This is a genomic window from Pseudomonas sp. Mn2068, from assembly GCF_049319725.1.
In the GTDB taxonomy this organism is placed as follows: Bacteria; Pseudomonadota; Gammaproteobacteria; order Pseudomonadales; family Pseudomonadaceae; genus Aquipseudomonas; species Aquipseudomonas gingeri.
This window is the reverse complement of sequence record NZ_JBMOUG010000006.1, coordinates 213,644-233,910: the sequence shown is the minus strand read 5'-3', so window position 1 is coordinate 233,910 and position 20,267 is coordinate 213,644. Positions and strand designations below refer to the sequence as shown.

The 20,267-nt window shown below is 63.5% G+C and carries 12 protein-coding genes; all 12 read left to right on the top strand.

Features of this window, described 5'->3' with window-relative positions:
* The first annotated feature begins 7 nt into the window (after positions 1-7).
* Positions 8-2,086, top strand: coding sequence for a type IV pilus secretin PilQ (gene pilQ / locus ACL9RJ_RS16130; RefSeq protein ID WP_178990542.1), 2,079 nt, complete (start codon positions 8-10; stop codon positions 2,084-2,086).
* 4 nt (positions 2,087-2,090) lie between these two features.
* Positions 2,091-2,609: a shikimate kinase AroK gene (aroK, locus tag ACL9RJ_RS16125; RefSeq protein WP_042935610.1), complete on the top strand. Its 519-nt coding sequence runs from the start codon at positions 2,091-2,093 to the stop codon at positions 2,607-2,609.
* A gap of 149 nt (positions 2,610-2,758) precedes the next feature.
* A complete protein-coding gene (aroB, locus tag ACL9RJ_RS16120; protein ID WP_017126909.1) occupies positions 2,759-3,859 on the top strand; it encodes a 3-dehydroquinate synthase in 1,101 nt (366 codons plus the stop codon).
* A gap of 10 nt (positions 3,860-3,869) precedes the next feature.
* Positions 3,870-5,468, top strand: coding sequence for an SPOR domain-containing protein (locus ACL9RJ_RS16115; protein WP_422765463.1), 1,599 nt, complete (start codon positions 3,870-3,872; stop codon positions 5,466-5,468).
* Positions 5,469-5,815: 347 nt separating this feature from the next.
* Complete coding sequence (gltB, locus tag ACL9RJ_RS16110) at positions 5,816-10,264, top strand: glutamate synthase large subunit (protein ID WP_177119840.1); 4,449 nt, start codon at positions 5,816-5,818, stop codon at positions 10,262-10,264.
* 31 nt (positions 10,265-10,295) lie between these two features.
* A complete protein-coding gene (locus tag ACL9RJ_RS16105) occupies positions 10,296-11,714 on the top strand; it encodes an FAD-dependent oxidoreductase (protein WP_017126906.1) in 1,419 nt (472 codons plus the stop codon).
* A gap of 238 nt (positions 11,715-11,952) precedes the next feature.
* Positions 11,953-13,020, top strand: a complete 1,068-nt coding sequence (gene hemE, locus ACL9RJ_RS16100; protein WP_017126905.1) for a uroporphyrinogen decarboxylase — start codon at positions 11,953-11,955, stop codon at positions 13,018-13,020.
* A 457-nt stretch (positions 13,021-13,477) separates the two neighbouring features.
* The gene (locus tag ACL9RJ_RS16095) at positions 13,478-14,926 is read left to right on the top strand and encodes a lytic polysaccharide monooxygenase (protein ID WP_244861803.1); all 1,449 of its coding nucleotides are present in this window, start codon (positions 13,478-13,480) and stop codon (positions 14,924-14,926) included.
* A gap of 244 nt (positions 14,927-15,170) precedes the next feature.
* Entirely contained in the window at positions 15,171-15,680 is a 510-nt protein-coding gene (locus ACL9RJ_RS16090) for a type II secretion system protein N (RefSeq protein ID WP_212811162.1), read from the top strand.
* The gene (gene gspD / locus ACL9RJ_RS16085; RefSeq protein ID WP_177119059.1) at positions 15,681-17,591 is read left to right on the top strand and encodes a type II secretion system secretin GspD; all 1,911 of its coding nucleotides are present in this window, start codon (positions 15,681-15,683) and stop codon (positions 17,589-17,591) included.
* Positions 17,588-19,051 (top strand): type II secretion system ATPase GspE, encoded by a 1,464-nt coding sequence (gspE, locus tag ACL9RJ_RS16080; RefSeq protein WP_422765462.1) that lies wholly within the window; start codon positions 17,588-17,590, stop codon positions 19,049-19,051. The genes gspD and gspE overlap by 4 nt, the downstream gene beginning before the upstream one ends.
* Before the next feature lie 2 nt (positions 19,052-19,053).
* Positions 19,054-20,265: a type II secretion system inner membrane protein GspF gene (gene gspF / locus ACL9RJ_RS16075; protein ID WP_177119061.1), complete on the top strand. Its 1,212-nt coding sequence runs from the start codon at positions 19,054-19,056 to the stop codon at positions 20,263-20,265.
* The last annotated feature ends 2 nt before the right edge of the window (positions 20,266-20,267 follow it).

Genomic DNA, 20,267 nt, shown 5'->3' with positions numbered 1-20,267 from the left:
ACTCGATATGAACAGGATTATTTCCACCTTCGGCATTTCGCTATGGATGGCGCTGGTGTCGCCGATGGTGCTGGCCGCCAACCTCAAGACCCTCGACGTGGCGGCGCTGCCGGGAGATCGGGTTGAGCTCAGGCTCGCCTTCGACAGCGCCCCCGCCGCGCCCCATGGCTATACCACCGATCAGCCGGCGCGGATTGCCCTGGACCTGACCGGGGTGACCAGCCAGTTGGCGACCAGGACCCGTGACCTGGGCGTGGGCAATGCACGCAGCGTGACCGTGGTGGAAGCCAAGGATCGTACCCGGCTGATCATCAACCTGACCAAGCTGGTGCCCTACAGCACCCGTATCGAGGGTAACAACCTGTTCGTGGTGGTCGGCCAGGGCGCGGCAGCCGCCGTGCCGGGCCAGGCCAGTGCGGCCCGGCCGGTGGCTGCCGCGGTGGCGCAACCCGCGCGTGCGGCGCCCAAGCCGTACGTACCGGCGGGCAAGGCCATTCGCAATATCGACTTCCAGCGCGGCGAGCAGGGCGAAGGCAATGTGGTCATCGAGCTCTCCGACCCGTCCATCAGCCCGGATATCCAGGAAAAAGGCGGCAAGATCAGCGTGGAGTTCCCTCGCACCCAACTGCCCGACCCCCTGCGTGTGCGCCTGGACGTGAAGGATTTCGCCACGCCGGTGCAATTCGTCAATGCCACGGCGTCCGCCGACCGGGCGAGCATTTCCATCGAGCCGAGCGGGGCCTTCGACTACTCGACGTACCAGACCGACAACAAGCTGACCATCAGTGTCCGTCCGCTGACCGTCGACGACCTGCAGCGGCGTAATGCCGAGCGTTTTGTCTACAGCGGCGAAAAGCTCTCGCTGAACTTCCAGGACATCGATGTGCGTTCGGTGCTGCAACTGATCGCCGACTTCACCAACCTGAACCTGGTGGCCAGCGACACGGTGCAGGGCGGGATTACCCTGCGCCTGCAGAACGTGCCGTGGGACCAGGCGCTGGACCTGGTGCTCAAGACCAAGGGCCTGGACAAGCGCAAGATCGGCAACGTCCTGCTGGTGGCGCCGGCGGACGAGATCGCGGCGCGTGAGCGTCAGGAGCTGGAGTCGCAGAAGCAGATCGCCGAACTGGCCCCGCTGCGCCGCGAGCTGCTGCAGGTCAACTACGCGAAGGCGGCGGACATCGCCAAGCTGTTCCAGTCGGTGACCAGCGCCGAGGCCAAGGGTGACGAGCGGGGTTCGATCACCGTGGATGACCGCACCAACAACATCATTGCCTACCAGACCCAGGACCGCCTCGACGAGCTGCGGCGGATCGTGGCGCAACTGGATATCCCGGTGCGCCAGGTGATGATCGAGGCGCGCATCGTCGAAGCCAACGTCGGTTATGACAAGCAACTGGGCGCCCGTTGGGGTGGCAGCATTTCCGGCGGCAACTGGAAGGGCAGCGGCGGTTCGCCGACCCTGTCGAAGCTGACCGGCCAGAGCGCCAGTACACCGTTCGTCGACCTGGGGGCCACCACGGCGACCTCCGGTATCGGCATCGGCTTCGTGACCGACAACACGATCCTCGACCTCGAACTGAGCGCGATGGAGAAGACCGGTAACGGTGAAGTCGTGTCGCAGCCCAAGGTGGTCACCTCCGACAAGGAGACCGCGAAGATCCTCAAGGGCACGGAGATTCCGTACCAGGAGTCCAGCTCCAGCGGGGCCACCTCGGTGTCCTTCAAGGAAGCGTCGCTGTCCCTCGAGGTCACGCCGCAGATCACCCCGGACAACCGCATCATCATGGAAGTGAAGGTCACCAAGGATGAGCCGGACTACCAGAACGTGCTCAACAACGTACCGCCGATCAAGAAGAACGAAGTCAACGCCAAGGTACTGGTCAACGACGGTGAAACCGTGGTGATCGGTGGCGTGTTCTCCAATACTCAGAGCAAAACCGAAGAGAAGGTGCCATTTCTTGGCGATGTGCCGTATGTTGGCCGCCTTTTCCGCCGAGACATTGTCTCGGAAGCAAAATCCGAGCTGCTGGTATTCCTGACTCCGCGTATCATGAATAACCAGGCGATTGCTGTGAGTCGTTGATTCTGTGCGAAATTTGATTCTTGTTGGGCCTATGGGGGCTGGAAAGAGCACCATAGGCCGCTTGCTGGCCAAAGAGCTGCGCCTGCCTTTCAAAGATTCCGATAAGGAAATTGAACTGCGCACGGGCGCCAATATCCCGTGGATCTTCGATAAGGAAGGCGAACCGGGCTTTCGCGATCGCGAGCAGGCGATGATTGCCGAGCTGTGCGCAGCCGACGGTGTGGTCCTGGCCACGGGCGGCGGTGCGGTCATGCGCGATGAAAATCGCCAGGCCCTGCATGCCGGTGGGCGGGTGGTCTATCTGCATGCTTCGGTGGAGCAGCAGGTGGGGCGTACCGCGCGCGATCGCAACCGTCCGCTGTTGCGTACCGCCGACCCGGCAAAAACGCTGCGGGACCTGCTGGCGATCCGTGATCCGCTTTATCGGGAAATCGCCGATCTGGTGGTGGAAACCGATGAACGGCCGCCGCGCATGGTGGTACTGGATATTCTTGAACGCTTGCAGCAGCTGCCTCCCCGTTAAAGCGCAGGGCGAAATGCGCTATCCTCGACGCCCGCCATGCTCGGTGTCGGTCATGGCTCAAGGCCATTGGGGGGCGCCGGAAACGGACGCCGCCAACAATCGTTAATCCTGAGACTGGACGCCCGCGTCCATCTTCACTGTGGGGACACATGCAGACACTTAAGGTCGATCTTGGCGAGCGTAGCTACCCGATTCATATTGGCGAAGGGCTGCTGGACAAGCCTGAGCTACTGACGCCGCACATTGCCGGTCGGCAAGTCGCAATCATCTCCAATGCAACCGTCGCACCGCTCTATCTCGAACGCCTGACCCGCAGCCTGGCGGGCTACTCGGTGATCTCGGTGGTACTGCCCGACGGCGAGGCCTTCAAGACCTGGGAAACCCTGCAGCTGATTTTCGACGGCCTGCTGAGCGCCCGCCACGATCGCCGGACCACGGTCATCGCCCTGGGTGGCGGCGTTATCGGCGACATGGCCGGTTTTGCCGCCGCCTGTTATCAGCGCGGAGTGGACTTTATCCAGGTTCCGACTACCTTGTTGTCTCAGGTCGATTCGTCGGTGGGCGGCAAGACCGGCATCAACCATCCGCTGGGCAAGAACATGGTCGGTGCCTTCTATCAGCCCAATGTGGTGCTGATCGATACCGCGACCCTCAACACACTGCCCGCCCGCGAGCTGTCGGCGGGCCTGGCCGAAGTCATCAAGTACGGCCTGATCTGCGACGAGCCTTTCCTGACCTGGCTGGAAGAGCACGTCGACGCCTTGCGCGGCCTCGACCAGGCAGCCCTGACCGAGGCCATCGAGCGTTCCTGTGCGGCCAAGGCGGCCGTGGTCGGTGCCGATGAGCGCGAGTCCGGGGTGCGCGCCACCCTCAACCTCGGGCATACCTTTGGCCATGCCATCGAAACCCATATGGGCTACGGTGTCTGGCTGCATGGTGAGGCCGTGGCGGCGGGGACGGTGATGGCGCTGGAGATGTCCGCGCGCCTGGGCTGGATCACCGACGCCGAACGCGATCGCGGTATCCGCCTGTTCCAGCGCGCGGGATTGCCGGTCATTCCTCCGGAGGAGATGACCGAGGCCGATTTTCTCGAACACATGGCAATTGACAAGAAAGTGATCGACGGTCGTTTACGTCTGGTGTTGTTGCGCCGCATGGGCGAAGCCGTGGTGACCGACGATTATCCGAAAGAGGTTCTACAGGCCACGCTGGGGGCGGACTACCGCGCCCTGGCTCAGCTTAAAGGTTGATAAGATTCCGATGACTAGTTTGCATGCCGACGAGGCTTTCCTCGGCCATTATCAGTTGAGTCACGACCCTTTTGCTCCACGGGTGCCTGGCTTCAAGTTCTTCCCGGCCCAGCGCAAACCGGTGCTGGGGCAGTTGCATCACCTGGCCCGCTACAGCCAGTTGCTGCTGGTGGTGACCGGCCCGCAGGGCAGCGGCAAGACCCTGCTGCGCCAGGCACTGGTGGCGAGCACCAACAAGCAGTCGGTGCAGAGCGTGGTGGTGTCGGCCCGTGGCGCCGGCGACGCGGCGGGTGTGCTGCGCCAGATCGCCCAGGCGCTGAATGTGGCTCAGGCCGATATCGGTTCGATCCTGGCACAGGTGGTGCAATTGGCGCTGACCGGCCAGGAAGTCTACCTGCTGGTGGACGACGCCGAACAACTGGACGATTCCGCGATCGAAGCCTTGCTGGCACTGGCTGCAGGCGCGCCGGAAGGCCGTCCGCATGTCTTCCTGTTCGGCGAGTCGTCGATGATTGCCGGGCTGGAGCAGCAGGGCACGGAGGAAGAGCGCTTCCACGTGATCGAACTGCAGCCGTACACCGAAGAAGAGACACGCGAATACCTGGCCCAGCGTCTTGAAGGCGCGGGCCAGGGAATCGAACTTTTTTCCGCTGAGCAGATCACTGAGATTCACGAAAGCGCCGAGGGCTGGCCTGGCAAAATCAACCAGGTCGCTCGTGACGCCATGATCGAAGCTATGATTGCCAGCCGCTCCGCGGTCAAGCGACCAAGTATGGGGTTCAAGATGTCGAAGAAATACGTGTTGGCATTGTCTGGGGTGGTGGTGGTCGCTATCGCCGCGGCCTGGATGAGTTCCGGCCGCAGCAAGGCGCCGGTGACCGCTGGCGCGCCAGCCAGCGAGCAGGCCCAGTTGCCGCTGGGGCAGACACCGAAGCCGAATGCCACGGGTGGTCCGGCGGTCGAGTTCGCCGGTAATTCGCAACCGATGCCACTGCCGTTGGTCGGCCAGTCGCAGCCGGTGATGCGCGGTCCGCTCGCGGAAGCCGCGGGTGGCATGAGCGAAGGCGATGATGGCGGTGCACCAGCGGTTGACGGTGGTGTTGCCCAGCCGCCGACCGTGACCACCACTGCGCCACCGCTGGGCGTGCCTGCCGGCCCGACTCCGGCACGTCCTACCCAGGCTCCGGCCCAAGTCGCCACGGCCAAGCCGGCGGCACCGGTTGCCAAGCCCGCGCAAACCCCGGTCCCGGTTCCCGCCAAGCCGGTGGCCAAGGTCGAGAAGCCGGTCGAGAAGCCCGCAGCGGCAGCCAAGCCTGCCGCCGGTGGCAGCTGGTACGCCGGCCAGGCGCCGAGCCACTACGTGGTGCAGATCCTCGGCACCAGTTCGGAAGCCACGGCCCAGAACTTCGTCAAGGAGCAGGGCGGCGAGTACCGTTATTTCAAGAAAGTGCTCAACGGCAAGCCACTCTACGTGATCACTTATGGCAGCTTCCCGAGCCGCGATGCAGCGGTTACTGCTATCAAGGCCTTGCCAGCGAAGGTTCAGGCTGGTAAACCTTGGCCTCGCACTGTCGCCAGCGTCCAACAGGACCTCGCCACAACTCGCTGATGATTCGGCGGCCTTACCCAGGCCGCCCTCCCGGCACCTCAAAATTTCCACCTGAGCGCGCAGCTTCAAAGCTGCGTGCCTTGTGGTGTCTGCGTCACGGTAGATTTGAGTCGTAGCGGTCAGAATTCAAAAATGTTTTGACTAGCACGAGATATCGCTTTAAACCTTTCATAAATGCGACATAGATTTGCGACATTTCGTCGCTAAATTTGTGAGCGTCTGTGTCGGCGTGTACAATGACCTCCCTTTTGCCCCTGCAAAGCCGGCGTACGTTCGGCGTGGATGGTAAGTGGTTGAATTGAAAAGAAATTTGCCTCGGTAAGAGGCAGCCTGGTGAGAAAGTGTCTATGAAAGCAGGTCTGTACCAACCAGATGAATTCAAGGATAACTGCGGTTTCGGCCTGATTGCTCACATGCAAGGCGAGCCCAGTCATCACCTGTTGCAGACGGCCATTGAGGCCCTGACCTGCATGACCCACCGCGGTGGGATCAACGCCGACGGCAAGACCGGTGACGGTTGCGGCCTTCTGATTCAGAAGCCGGACCAGTTCCTGCGCGCCGTCGCCAAATCGACATTCGGTAGCGATCTGCCCAAGCAGTATGCGGTGGGCATGGTGTTCTTCAACCAGGACCCGGTCAAAGCCGAAGCCGCCCGCGAACACATGAATCGCGAAATCCTCGCGGCCGGCCTGCAACTGGTGGGCTGGCGCAAGGTGCCGATCGATACCAGCGTCCTCGGCCGCCTGGCCCTGGAGCGCCTGCCGCAGATCGAGCAGGTATTCATCGGCGGCGAAGGCCTGAGTGACCAGGCCTTCGCCATCAAGCTGTTCAGTGCCCGTCGTCGTTCGTCGGTGGCCAACGCCGCCGATACCGACCACTACATCTGCAGCTTTTCGCACAAGACCATCATCTATAAGGGCCTGATGATGCCGGCGGACCTGACCGCCTTCTATCCGGACCTCAACGATCCGACGCTCAAGACCGCCATCTGCGTGTTCCACCAGCGTTTCTCCACCAACACCCTGCCGAAATGGCCGTTGGCGCAACCGTTCCGCTTCCTGGCGCACAACGGCGAGATCAACACCATCACCGGCAACCGCAACTGGGCCCAGGCCCGTCGCACCAAGTTCGCCAACGACCTGATCCCCGATCTCGACGAACTGGGCCCGCTGGTCAACCGCGTCGGTTCCGACTCCTCGAGCATGGACAACATGCTGGAGCTGATGGTGACCGGCGGTATCGATCTGTTCCGTGGCGTGCGCATGCTGATTCCGCCGGCGTGGCAGAACGTCGAGACCATGGACGCCGACCTGCGCGCGTTCTATGAATTCAACTCGATGCACATGGAGCCGTGGGACGGTCCGGCTGGCGTGGTGATGACCGAAGGTCGCCACGCGGTCTGCCTGCTCGACCGTAACGGCCTGCGCCCGGCGCGCTGGGTGACCACCAAGAACGGCTATATCACCCTGGCGTCGGAAATCGGCGTATGGAACTACCAGCCGGAAGATGTCATCGCCAAGGGCCGTGTAGGTCCCGGGCAGATCTTTGCCGTGGACACCGAGACCGGCCAGATCCTCGACACCGATTCCATCGACAACCGCCTGAAGTCGCGTCATCCGTACAAGCAGTGGCTGCGCAAGAACGCCCTGCGTATCCAGGCGACCATGGAAGACAACGACCATGGTTCGGCGTTCTACAACGTCGAGCAACTCAAGCAGTACATGAAGATGTACCAGGTCACGTTCGAAGAGCGCGACCAGGTGCTGCGGCCGTTGGGCGAGCAGGGCTACGAGGCGGTCGGCTCCATGGGCGACGACACGCCGATGGCGGTGCTGTCCCAGCGCGTGCGCACGCCGTACGACTACTTCCGTCAGCAGTTCGCCCAGGTGACCAACCCACCGATCGACCCGCTGCGTGAAGCCATCGTCATGTCGCTGGAGATCTGCCTCGGTGCCGAGCGCAACATCTTCGAAGAGTCGCCGGAACACGCCTCGCGGGTGATCCTCAGCTCGCCGGTGATTTCCCCGGCCAAGTGGCGCTCGTTGATGAACCTCGAGCGTCCGGGCTTCGAGCGCCAGATCATCGACCTGAACTACGACGAGAGCGTCGGCCTGGAAGCGGCCGTGCGCAACATCGCCGACCAGGCCGAGGAAGCCGTGCGCTCCGGGCGGACCCAGATCGTCCTCAGCGACCGTCATATCGCGCCGGGCAAGCTGCCGGTGCACGCGTCCCTGGCGACCGGTGCCGTGCACCACCGCCTGACCGAAAAGGGCCTGCGTTGCGACAGCAACATCCTGGTGGAAACCGCCACCGCCCGCGACCCGCATCACTTCGCGGTGCTGATCGGCTTCGGTGCGTCGGCGGTCTATCCGTTCCTCGCCTATGAAGTGTTGGGCGACCTGATCCGTACCGGCGAAGTGCTGGGCGATCTGTATGAAGTCTTCAAGAACTACCGCAAGGGCATCACCAAGGGCCTGCTGAAGATCCTCTCGAAAATGGGGATCTCCACCATTGCCTCGTACCGCGGTGCGCAATTGTTCGAGGCCATCGGCCTGTCCGAGGAAGTGGTCGGCCTGAGCTTCCGTGGCGTGCCGAGCCGGATCAAGGGTGCCCGTTTCGTCGACCTCGAAGCCGAGCAGAAGCTGCTGGCGACCGAAGCCTGGAGTGCGCGCAAGCCGATCCAGCAAGGTGGCCTGCTGAAGTTCGTCTACGGCGGCGAATACCACGCCTACAACCCGGATGTGGTCAGCACCCTGCAAGCCGCCGTGCAGCAGGGCGACTACGCCAAGTTCAAGGAATACACCGCGCTGGTGGACAACCGTCCGGTGTCGATGATCCGTGACCTGTTCAAGGTGAAGACCCTGGACACGCCGCTCGCGATCGACGACATCGAGCCGCTGGAGTCGATCCTCAAGCGTTTCGACTCGGCCGGTATCTCCCTCGGTGCGTTGTCGCCGGAGGCCCATGAAGCCCTGGCCGAAGCCATGAACCGCCTGGGCGCACGCTCCAACTCCGGTGAGGGCGGCGAAGACCCGGCGCGCTACGGCACGATCAAGAGCTCGAAGATCAAGCAGGTCGCGACCGGCCGTTTCGGCGTGACCCCCGAGTACCTGGTCAACGCCGAAGTGCTGCAGATCAAGGTGGCCCAGGGCGCCAAGCCCGGTGAAGGCGGCCAGTTGCCTGGCGGCAAGGTCAACGGCCTGATCGCCAAGCTGCGCTACGCGGTTCCGGGCGTGACCCTGATCTCGCCACCGCCGCACCACGACATCTACTCCATCGAGGACTTGTCGCAGCTGATCTTCGACCTCAAGCAGGTCAACCCGCAGGCACTGGTCTCGGTCAAGCTGGTGGCGGAAGCCGGCGTCGGCACCATCGCGGCTGGCGTGGCCAAGGCCTATGCCGACCTGATCACCATCTCCGGCTACGACGGCGGCACCGGCGCATCGCCGCTGACCTCGATCAAGTACGCTGGTGCGCCGTGGGAACTGGGCCTCGCCGAAACCCACCAGACCCTGCGCGGCAACGACCTGCGCGGCAAGGTCCGGGTACAGACCGACGGTGGCCTGAAAACCGGCCTCGACGTGATCAAGGCGGCCATCCTCGGCGCCGAGAGCTTCGGCTTCGGCACCGCGCCGATGATCGCCCTGGGCTGCAAGTACCTGCGTATCTGCCACCTGAACAACTGCGCCACCGGCGTGGCGACCCAGAACGAGAAACTGCGCAAGGATCACTACATCGGTACCGTCGACATGGTGGTGAACTTCTTCACCTACGTCGCCGAGGAAACCCGTGAGTGGCTGGCCAGGCTCGGCGTGCGCAGCCTCGAAGAGCTGATCGGGCGTACCGACCTGCTGGAAATCCTCCAGGGCGAAACCGCCAAGCAGAACCATCTGGACCTGACCCCGCTGCTCGGCAGCGATCACATTCCGGTGGACAAGCCGCAGTTCTGCCAGGTTGACCGCAACCCGCCGTTCGACAAGGGCCTGCTGGCCGAGAAGATGGTCGAGATGGCCCGGCCTGCGATCAACGACCTGAGCGGTGCCGATTTCTCCCTGGATATCTGCAACTGCGACCGTTCCATCGGTGCGCGGATTTCCGGCGAAATCGCCCGTGTCCACGGCAACCAGGGCATGGCCAAGGCGCCGATCACCTTCCGCTTCAAGGGCACGGCCGGCCAGAGCTTCGGCGTGTGGAACGCCGGCGGCCTGAACCTGTACCTCGAAGGCGATGCCAACGACTACGTGGGCAAGGGCATGACCGGCGGCAAGCTGGTGATCGTTCCGCCCAAGGGCAGTGCCTACAAGACCCAGGACAGCGCCATTATCGGCAACACCTGCCTGTACGGCGCCACCGGTGGCAAGCTGTTCGCCGCCGGTACCGCGGGCGAGCGTTTCGCGGTGCGCAACTCCGGCGCCCACACGGTCGTGGAAGGCACCGGCGATCACTGCTGCGAGTACATGACCGGTGGTTTTGTCTGCGTACTGGGCAAGACCGGCTACAACTTCGGTTCGGGCATGACCGGCGGTTTCGCCTACGTGCTGGACCAGGACAATACCTTTGTCGACAAGGTGAACCACGAGTTGGTGGAGATCCAGCGGATCAGCGGCGAAGCGATGGAAGCCTATCGCAGCCACCTGCAACGCGTGCTGGACGAGTATGTCGAGGAGACCGACAGCGAATGGGGTCGTAACCTCGCCGAGAACCTGGACGACTATCTGCGGCGCTTCTGGCTGGTCAAGCCGAAGGCGGCCACTCTGAAGTCGTTGCTTTCCAGCACCCGTGCCAACCCGCAGTGATGCGCCTGAAGAGTTTGATGAGGTTTTTGTAATGGCTGAACGTCTGAGTAACGACTTCCAGTTCATCGATGTCGGGCGCAAGGATCCGAAGAAGAAACTGTTGCGTCAGCGCAAGAAAGAGTTCGTGGAAATCTACGAACCCTTCAAACCCCAGCAGTCGGCCGACCAGGCCCACCGCTGCCTGGGTTGCGGCAACCCGTATTGCGAATGGAAGTGCCCGGTGCACAACTTCATTCCCAACTGGCTGAAGCTGGTGGCCGAGGGCAATATCCTCGCCGCCGCCGAGCTGTCCCACCAGACCAACACCTTGCCGGAAGTCTGCGGCCGGGTGTGTCCGCAGGACCGCCTGTGCGAGGGTGCCTGCACCCTCAACGACGGTTTCGGCGCGGTCACCATCGGTTCGGTGGAGAAGTACATCACCGATACCGCCTTTGCCATGGGCTGGCGTCCGGACATGTCCAAGGTCAAGCCGACCGGCAAGCGCGTTGCGATCATCGGTGCCGGGCCTGCGGGCCTGGGTTGTGCCGACGTGCTGGTGCGCGGCGGGGTGACCCCGGTGGTGTTCGACAAGAACCCGGAAATCGGTGGCCTGCTGACCTTCGGTATCCCCGAGTTCAAGCTGGAAAAGACCGTGCTGAGCAATCGTCGCGAAGTCTTCAGCGGCATGGGCATCGAGTTCCGCCTCAACACCGAGGTGGGCAAGGACGTGACCATGGAAGAGCTGCTCGCCGAATACGATGCGGTGTTCATGGGCATGGGCACCTACACCTACATGAAGGGCGGCTTTGCCGGCGAGGACCTGCCGGGCGTGTACGACGCCCTGGATTTCCTTATCGCCAACGTCAACCGCAACCTGGGCTTTGAAAAGTCGCCGGAAGATTTCGTCGACATGAAGGGCAAGAAGGTCGTGGTGCTCGGTGGTGGCGACACGGCGATGGACTGCAACCGCACCTCGATCCGCCAGGGCGCCAAGTCGGTGACCTGTGCCTATCGTCGTGACGAGGCGAACATGCCCGGCTCGCGCAAAGAGGTGAAGAACGCCAAGGAAGAAGGCGTGAAGTTCCTCTATAACCGCCAGCCGATCGCGATTGTCGGTGAAGACAAGGTCGAGGGCGTGAAGGTGGTCGAGACCCGTCTCGGCGAGCCGGATGCCCGCGGTCGCCGCAGCCCCGAGCCGATCCCGGGTTCCGAAGAGATCATCCCGGCGGATGCCGTGGTCATCGCTTTCGGTTTCCGCCCGAGCCCGGCGCCGTGGTTCGAGCAGTTCAGCATCCAGACCGACAGCCAGGGCCGTGTGGTGGCTCCGGAGCAGGGTCAGTTCAAGCACCAGACCAGCAATCCGAAAATCTTTGCCGGTGGCGATATGGTGCGTGGTTCGGACCTGGTGGTGACGGCGATCTTCGAGGGGCGCAATGCCGCCGAGGGGATCCTCGATTACCTGGGCGTTTGACCCGCATTCCAATATTGGACTGCTGTACCTGTGGGAGCTGGCTTGCCAGCGGTGAATGATAACGCGGTGTACCTGATACACCGTGTCGCCTGAATCGCCAGCAAGCCGGCTCCTGCACAGGTCGTGTCGCTCTCGATACCCGCGACAAATTGACCCGATAGACAAAAGGCACGGCTCTTGCCGTGCCTTTTGCGTCGCGCTCTGAGAAAATGCCCGCACTTTTTTTCCGGATGCCGACATGACTGCCCTGAAGAACGACCGTTTCCTGCGCGCCCTGCTCAAGCAACCCGTAGACGTCACTCCCGTGTGGATGATGCGTCAGGCCGGCCGCTACCTGCCTGAATACCGCGCCAGTCGCGCCAAGGCCGGCGACTTCATGAGCCTGTGCATGAACCCGTCGTTCGCCTGCGAAGTCACCCTGCAGCCCCTGGACCGCTACCCGGGCCTGGATGCCGCCATCCTATTCTCCGACATCCTGACCATCCCCGATGCCATGGGCCAGGGCCTGTATTTCGAGACCGGCGAAGGCCCGCGCTTCAAGAAAGTCGTCAGCACCCTGGCGGATATCGAAGCCCTGCCGATCCCCGATCCACAGAAGGACCTGGGTTATGTCATGGACGCGGTCAGCACCATTCGCCGTGAACTCAATGGCCGGGTGCCGCTGATCGGCTTCTCGGGCAGCCCCTGGACCCTGGCGACCTACATGGTCGAAGGCGGCTCGTCGAAAGACTTCCGCAAGACCAAGGCCATGCTCTACGACAACCCGCAGGCCCTGCACCTGCTGCTGGACAAGCTGGCCCAGTCGGTGACCTCGTACCTCAACGGGCAGATCCTGGCCGGTGCCCAGGCCGTGCAGATCTTCGACACCTGGGGCGGCAACCTGTCGGCGGCGGCCTATCAGGAGTTTTCCCTGGCCTACATGCGCAAGATCGTCAGCGGGCTGATCCGCGAGCATGAAGGGCGCAAGGTGCCGGTGATCCTGTTCACCAAGAACGGCGGCCTGTGGCTGGAAAGCATTGCCGAGGCGGGCGCCGATGCCCTGGGCCTGGACTGGACCTGTGACCTGGGCGAAGCCCGTCGTCGGGTGGGCGGCAAGGTCGCGTTGCAAGGCAACATGGACCCTACCGTGCTTTATGCCAAACCCGAGGCGATCCGTGCCGAAGTGGCGCGGATCCTCGGCAGCTACGGCGAGGGTTCGGGCCACGTGTTCAACCTGGGCCATGGCATCACCCCGGAAGTCGATCCGGAACATGCCGGCGCCTTTATCAACGCCGTGCACGAGTTTTCCGCGCAGTACCATCGCTGACCCCTCGGCCAAAGCCCCGCCCCGGCGGGGCTTGCGGCCTGTCTCGCTTTATCCCGCCTTGTCTCTTCTTTCTCCTGGAATACGGGTTTTCCAGGGGTTGATGCCTGATTGCTGACCGATCCTTCCTCATAGTCGGAGTTATCCGACAGCTAAAAAACTAAATATTCGTACAATACAAAGCCTGATTCTTATTCGGAAAGTTACAGCGGCGCATCTCTCGATAACTTTGCTGTAGGACTATTTGTTTTCGCTTGTACGAACAATGAGAAGTTTTTCTCCGGACTTCTGATGTTCGAACGTCTTGTATCTTTCAGGTTCGCATAGTTTCGAATAGATGAGGTTGGTCATCATGAACATGATGTTCGTGATAATTAAAAGTGGCATCGATAAGGAAGCGGCGTGCTTCGCACAGGGAGAGTGCGTGGCCTCGTCAAATATGACTCTGGAGTTGGATTGCATGATAAAAAGACGTTCAAGTTCGGTATCGGGAGGGGCTTCTTCCCTGGCCATGCTGGCGGCGCTGATCGCTTCGCAACAGGTGGCGGCCCATGGTTACCTGAGTGATCCACCTTCACGGGCCTATGCCTGTCAGCAAGGCCTCAACAAGGATTGTGGAGGCGCGCAGTACGAGCCGCAAAGCGTCGGCGAGACATTCAAGGGATTCCCTGCGGGGGCGGGCGGCAACCCGTTGCAAGGTCCCGTCGATGGCCGGATCGCCAGTGGCGGCGCGGCCAATTTCTCCGCGCTGGACGCCCAGAGCGCGACGCGTTGGCACCTGACCGAAATCAAGGACCGCGAGATCCAGTTCGCCTGGCAGTACACGGCGGCGCACCCGGCGACCCGGCACGAGTATTTCATTACCCGCTCCGGCTGGAACCCCAACCTGCCACTGAGCCGTGCCTCGTTTGACGGCACGCCCTTCTGCACGGTCGATGGCGGCAACGCGCTGCCGGTTTCCGGCGCCCGGCATGCCTGTGTCATTCCGCCGGACAAGAGCGGCCAGCACGTCATCCTGGGCGTATGGACGGTCGGCGATACCGATGCGGCCTTCTACAACGTGGCCGATGTGAACATCCTGGCCGAGGCGGTCGCGCCGGACGGCTGGAACACCGTCGGCCACATCACCCCGGCGCCGGCGGCCTTGCTGGTGGGGGACGCGGTCAAGGCCCGGGCCTTTGGCGCCGATGGCGAGATCAACGAGCGGCGTGTCGGGATCAGCATCGATACCGCCGAGGAAGGCCGACCGGAAAACTGGTCGTTCAAGCTGGCCGAGCAGATCAACCGCACCCAGGAACTGGTCCGCGCCGGCGTGCGTGACGAGGACGGCAACATCCATCCGATCAAGGGGGCGAACAAGGTCTTTGCCAAGGCCGAAAGTGGCGTCAGGCGCTACGAATTGCAGATGGAGTTGAAGGAAGATGCCGACGCCGACCTGCGCATCTCGGCAATCAGCAACGACTACGCGCTGGACAAGGGGCGGGTGAGCCTGCCGGTGCCGATCCTTGGCAACCGTGCGATGAATGTCGAGGTCACGGTCTTCGACGCCGGCAACAAGCCCGTGGGTTCCGTCACGCAGCAGGTGGAAGCCGGTTCGACCTGGCTGAACGTGGATGTGCGCAGTGCGCCGGGCACTCACCAGCTCAAGCTGGTCGGCACGACCGTCGATGGACGGACCACGCGCCAGGACCTGGTATCCATCGAGCTGGGCGGCGAAGGCAGCGATCAGGAATACGACGCGGTCTATCCGCAGGGCATTGCCGACTACAAGCCCGGTACCACGGTATTGCAGGGTGACAAGGTCTACGAGTGCAAGCCTTTTCCCGCCGGAGATTGGTGCAAGATCAATAGTCACCACTATGTACCCGGACATGGTTCCAACTGGCAGGATGCCTGGATAGCCAGATAACCCGAGTATCAGGAATCTGAGGCAACGTCTGGATAAGTTGCTTCAGATTCGTGTGATAGTTTTTTAACGTGTTATTGATTTTTTATTGTTCTGTTTTTGTTTGTGATGTTTTAAATGACTTTTAAGTGACTGTTTTTGAATGAGTGGTTTATATAAATAATGAGTATTTATTTTTGATCGGGGTGCCGGTACTTGTGAATACAAAGAATTCGATTCTCTGGCGCATGGTCTGGTGAATATCCAGATGGGGCGGTACGCCACGATTCTGCTGCGTGTCCTGTTGTGCCTGGCGCCGCTGGTGTATGGCGGCTGGCTGGGCTGGCGCGAGTGGGTCTTTCGCCAGGACCTGCCGGCGGCTCCGGTCTTCAACTTCATTTCGACGGCCCCGGCGCCCCGGCCCGAGCCCCTCGACCCGGTAGCAGTGGCTACGGTGCTTGGCCTGTCGCCCACCGATGCGCTGGTCCGTAGCGCCGAGGCGCTGCAACTGCGCGCCAGTTTCGTCGCCAGTTCAGGGGCGTCACGGGCGTTGCTGGGCGGGGCGCAGGGCCAGCGAATCTATCAGGTCGGCGATCGCCTGCCCGGCGGTAGTGTCCTGCGCCGGGTCGAGGTCGGGCGCGTGGTGCTCTGGCGCAACGGACGCGAGGAGTCGCTGGCCCTGGAGCAGCCTGCGAGGCTGCTGCTGGCGGCCGGCGGGAGTGCCGCTGCCGGGTCTTCCCTTTACCTGCGGCCAACGGCCCAGCATCAGAGTGAGTGAATGAAGCCGTCCGCCGCAACCGCTGCGTGGTGCCTGATGGTCCCCGGCCTGCTCTTGTCGATGCTGCTCCTGGTCACCGCGGCGGGCGCCGAGGAGCCGCAATGGCAACTGGCGATGAACGATGCCGAGCTGCGCGACGTGGTCCGGGAAATGTCCTCGATACTCGGCACCACGGTGGTCCTCGACCCACGGGTGCAGGGGCGTGTCACCGTGCTCTCGGAGCAGGCCCTGGACCGTGAGGGTGTGCGGCGGCTGTTCTATTCGGTACTGGATGCCCACAACTTCACGGTCATCGATGAAGGCGATCGTATCCTGGTCACGCCGGTGGCGGATGCGCGCACCCGTGCCAGTGGTATCGACAACGCTGCGGCCGGGACCGGGCAGTTCGTCACCGAAGTGGTGGCCTTGAACAACAGCGTGGCCACGGATATCGCCGCACTGGTGCGCCCGCTGGTGTCGGTCAATGGTTATGTCGGCCCCTCGGCCTCGGCCAATGCGCTGGTGATCACCGATGGTGCGGCCAATGTCCGGCGGGTCGCGAAGATCGTCCGGCAACTGGACGCGGGCCACAAGAATACCCACGGCGTCGTGCAACTGAAGCACGGTCTGGCGGCTGACCTGGCCCGCGTGATGGAGCAATCCCTGGGCAAGCAGGGTGCCGAGTCGGGCAGCCAGGTGATTGCCGATACCCGCAACAATCGCCTGCTGCTGATCGGCCCCGAAGTCGTGCGCAGGCGCCTGGGCGAAATGGCCCGTTCACTCGACACACCGGCGCCGGTGCTCGCGGACAACGCCCGGGTGATCCGCCTGCGACACAGCGATGCCAGGCAGTTGGCCGAAGTGCTGGATGCCATGGGGCAGGGGCTCGGTCAGGATGCCGGTGGCGGCGCCAGCCGGGACGCGTCGTCGGGCAAGGCCGTGGTCAAGGCCGACGAGAGCCAGAACGCACTGGTGTTGATTGCCGAACCGGCCCAGGTGCGAACCCTGGAGAGCATCGTGCGCCAGCTGGACCAGCCGCGTTCGCAAGTGCTGATCCACGCGGCGATTGTCGAGATTTCCGGGGATATCAATGAGGCCCTGGGGGTGCAGTGGGGCGGCAGATCCGGCAGTGTCCGGGGCAGCATCGCCTTTCCCGGTACCGACATCACCCTGCCGGCTTTCGCCGCCGGCACCCTGCCGCGCGAAGGCGGTGCCGTGTTACACATCGGCAGTGATCGTTTCGGCATGCTGGTGTCCGCCCTGGCCAGCAATACCCGCAACAATGTGCTGTCCACCCCCAGCCTGCTGACCCTGGACAACCAGGAAGCGGAGATCCTGGTGGGTCAGAACGTGCCCTTCAAGAGCGGCTCCTACCAGCCCTCCGACGACGGCAACGGCAAGCCCTACAACACGGTCACGCGCCATGATATCGGGATCAAGCTGAAGATCCGCCCACATATCAACGAAGGCTCGACCCTGCGGCTGCAGGTCGAGCAGGAAAACTCCGAGCTGACCAAGAGCACGGAGATCACCGACGACCTGATCACCAACAAGCGTACCCTGAAGAGCACCATCCTTGCCGACGATGGCGAAATCATCGTGATCGGCGGCCTGATCAAGGACAGCATCCGCACCCAGGAAAGCGGCGTGCCGCTGTTGCGCGATATCCCGTACCTGGGCGCGCTGTTTCGCTGGAACAGTGAAAAGCACGAAAAAACCAACCTCATGGTATTCCTCCGGCCGAGCATCGTGCGCGGCAAGGAAGACCTGGTCGAGGTCAGTGCCCAGCGCTACGACCGATTGCGCGAACTCAGCCGGCCTTCGGTCCGCCAGGGCAATTCGCTGCTGCTGCCCAGCGACCCGCAGCAACTGTTCGAGGGGCGCGACGAGGCGGCGATCGATCTGCGCCGCAATCAGGCGGACGCACCATGAGGCAACGGTTGCCGTTCGGCTTTGCCCGGCGTTCTGGCGTGTTGCTGGAGCCGCAGGGCGAGACAGCGCTCCTGTCGATACGCGAGGACACACCGCTGACCGCCTTGTCCGAGGCACGGCGAATGCTCGGCCGGGACTGGCCTGTGCAGGTGCTCGACGGGCCGACGTTCGCCGCTCGCCTGGCCGCCGCCTACAGCGATGGCCAGAGCGCCGCCGAGCAGGTCGCCCAGGGCCTGGACGACGAACTGGACCTGATCAGCCTGGCCGATCGACTGCCGCAGACCGCCGACCTGCTGGAGCAGGAAGGCGATGCGCCGATCATTCGCCTGATCAATGCCCTGCTCAGCGAGGCCGTGCGCGAGAAGGCCTCGGACGTGCATCTGGAGACCTTCGAGCACAGCGTCTCGGTCCGCCTGCGGATCGACGGCCAGTTGCGCGAAGTGCTCAGGCCCCGGCGGGAACTGGCCACCCTGCTGGTGTCGCGGATCAAGGTCATGGCGCGGCTGGATATCGCCGAGAAACGCGTGCCCCAGGACGGCCGCATGGCCTTGCGGCTGGCCGGGCATGAGGTCGACGTGCGGGTTTCCACCCTGCCTTCGGCCCATGGCGAGCGGGTGGTGTTGCGCCTGCTCGACAAGCAGGCCGGACGTCTCGAGCTTGAAAGCCTGGGCATGCCGGCGCAAACCCTGGAACGGTTCCGGCGGATCCTCGGCAAGCCCCACGGGATCTTCCTGGTCACCGGGCCGACCGGCTCCGGCAAGACCACCAGCCTCTACGCGGCGCTGAGTCATCTCAACGACCAGACGCGCAACATCCTCACGGTCGAAGACCCCATCGAGTACCACCTGCCGGGCATCGGCCAGACCCCGGTCAATCCCAAGGTCGAGATGACCTTTGCCCGCGGCTTGCGGGCGATCCTGCGCCAGGACCCGGACGTGGTGATGGTCGGCGAGATACGCGACCGGGAAACCGCCGCCATTGCCGTGCAGGCGTCCCTGACCGGGCACCTGGTGCTCTCGACCCTGCACACCAACAGCGCGGCGGGTGCGGTGACACGCTTGCTGGACATGGGCGTCGACGCGTACCTGCTGGCGTCATCGCTGGTCGGCGTCCTGGCCCAGCGCCTGGTGCGTACCCTGTGTCCCGCGTGCAAGCTGCCCGAGGTCGCGGACCTGGCGGCCCGCCAGCGTCTCGGCCTGGAGCCGTGGGCCACGGCGACGCTGTTCCGCGCCGTGGGCTGCGAGCATTGCCAGCAGGGTTATCGCGGGCGCACCGCGATCCATGAACTGATCGGCATCACCCCGGACCTGGCCGGTTTGATCCACCACGGTGCCGGCGAACCGGAACTGGCACGCCAGGCCCGGTGTGTCGCGCCGAGCCTGTTCCAGGACGGCCAACGGCTGGTCCTGGAAGGTCGCACCAGCCTCGATGAACTGCTGCGCGTCACGCAGGAAGACTGAGGATGCCGACCTTCGATTATCACGCCCAGGACGTTCACGGCCGCCGTTGCCGTGGTCAACAGCAGGCCGAGAGCGCCCGGCATGCGCGGCAGTTGTTACGCGAGCGTGGCCTGTTGCCGACCGGACTGAAAGCGACCCGGAGCCCGTCCGTCGCGTTCGCCGGCCATGGCGCCGATACGCGCCTGAGCGCTGCCGAGCTGGCGCTGCTGACCCTGCAATTGTCGACCCTGATCCAGGCCGGGTTGCCGCTGGAAGAAGCCCTGCTGGCCGTGGCGGCGCAGAGCGGGAAGCGCCGGGCCGGCAACCTGTTGACGGCGGTTCGCGGCCGGGTCATGGAGGGCTATGCGCTGTCCTCGGCGCTGGCCGGTTTCCCCAGGGCCTTCCCCCAGCTGTTCCGCGCCACCCTGGCGGCCGGCGAGCGCTCGGGGCACCTGGGGCAGGTACTGGAGCAACTGGCGCACTACACCGAAGCCCGCCAGCAATCACGGCAGAAGATCCAGCTGGCGCTGGTCTACCCGCTGATCCTGCTGCTGGCATCGATGGGCATCGTCGGCTTTCTACTGGGCTATGTGGTGCCGGATGTGGTGCGGATCTTTATCGACGGCGGCCGCGAGTTGCCGTTGCTTACCCGTGGCCTGATCGGCCTCAGCGACGGCCTGCGCGCCTACGCGGTGCCGATCCTGGTCGGAGTGTCCGGCCTGGGCCTGCTCCTGCGGTTGGCCTTGAGCCGCCAGCGGATGCGCCTGCGCTGGCATGCCTGGCTGTTGCGCGCGCCGCTGGCCGGCGGGGTGTTTCGTGCGGTGGAAGCGGCGCGCTTTGCCAGCACCCTGGCGATTCTCTGCAAGAGCGCCGTGCCCCTGGTGGATGCCCTGGAAATCTCCGCCACGGTGATCGGCAACCTGGCGATTCGCGCACGCATGCTCGAGGTCGCCCGCTCGGTGCGCGAAGGCGGCACCCTGACCCGGGGGCTGGAGCAGAGCGGCGATATCCCGCCGCTGATGCTGCACATGATCGCCAGCGGCGAGCGCGCGGGCGAACTGGACAGCATGCTGGCGCGGGCCGCCGAGCAACAGGAGAAAACCCTCGCGGCCCGCATTGCGCTGGTCGTGAGTCTGTTCGAGCCGGCAATGCTGGTGGTGATGGGCGGCGTCGTGCTGCTGATCGTCATGGCGATCCTGCTGCCGATTCTCAGCCTCAACCAAATGGTGAATTGACC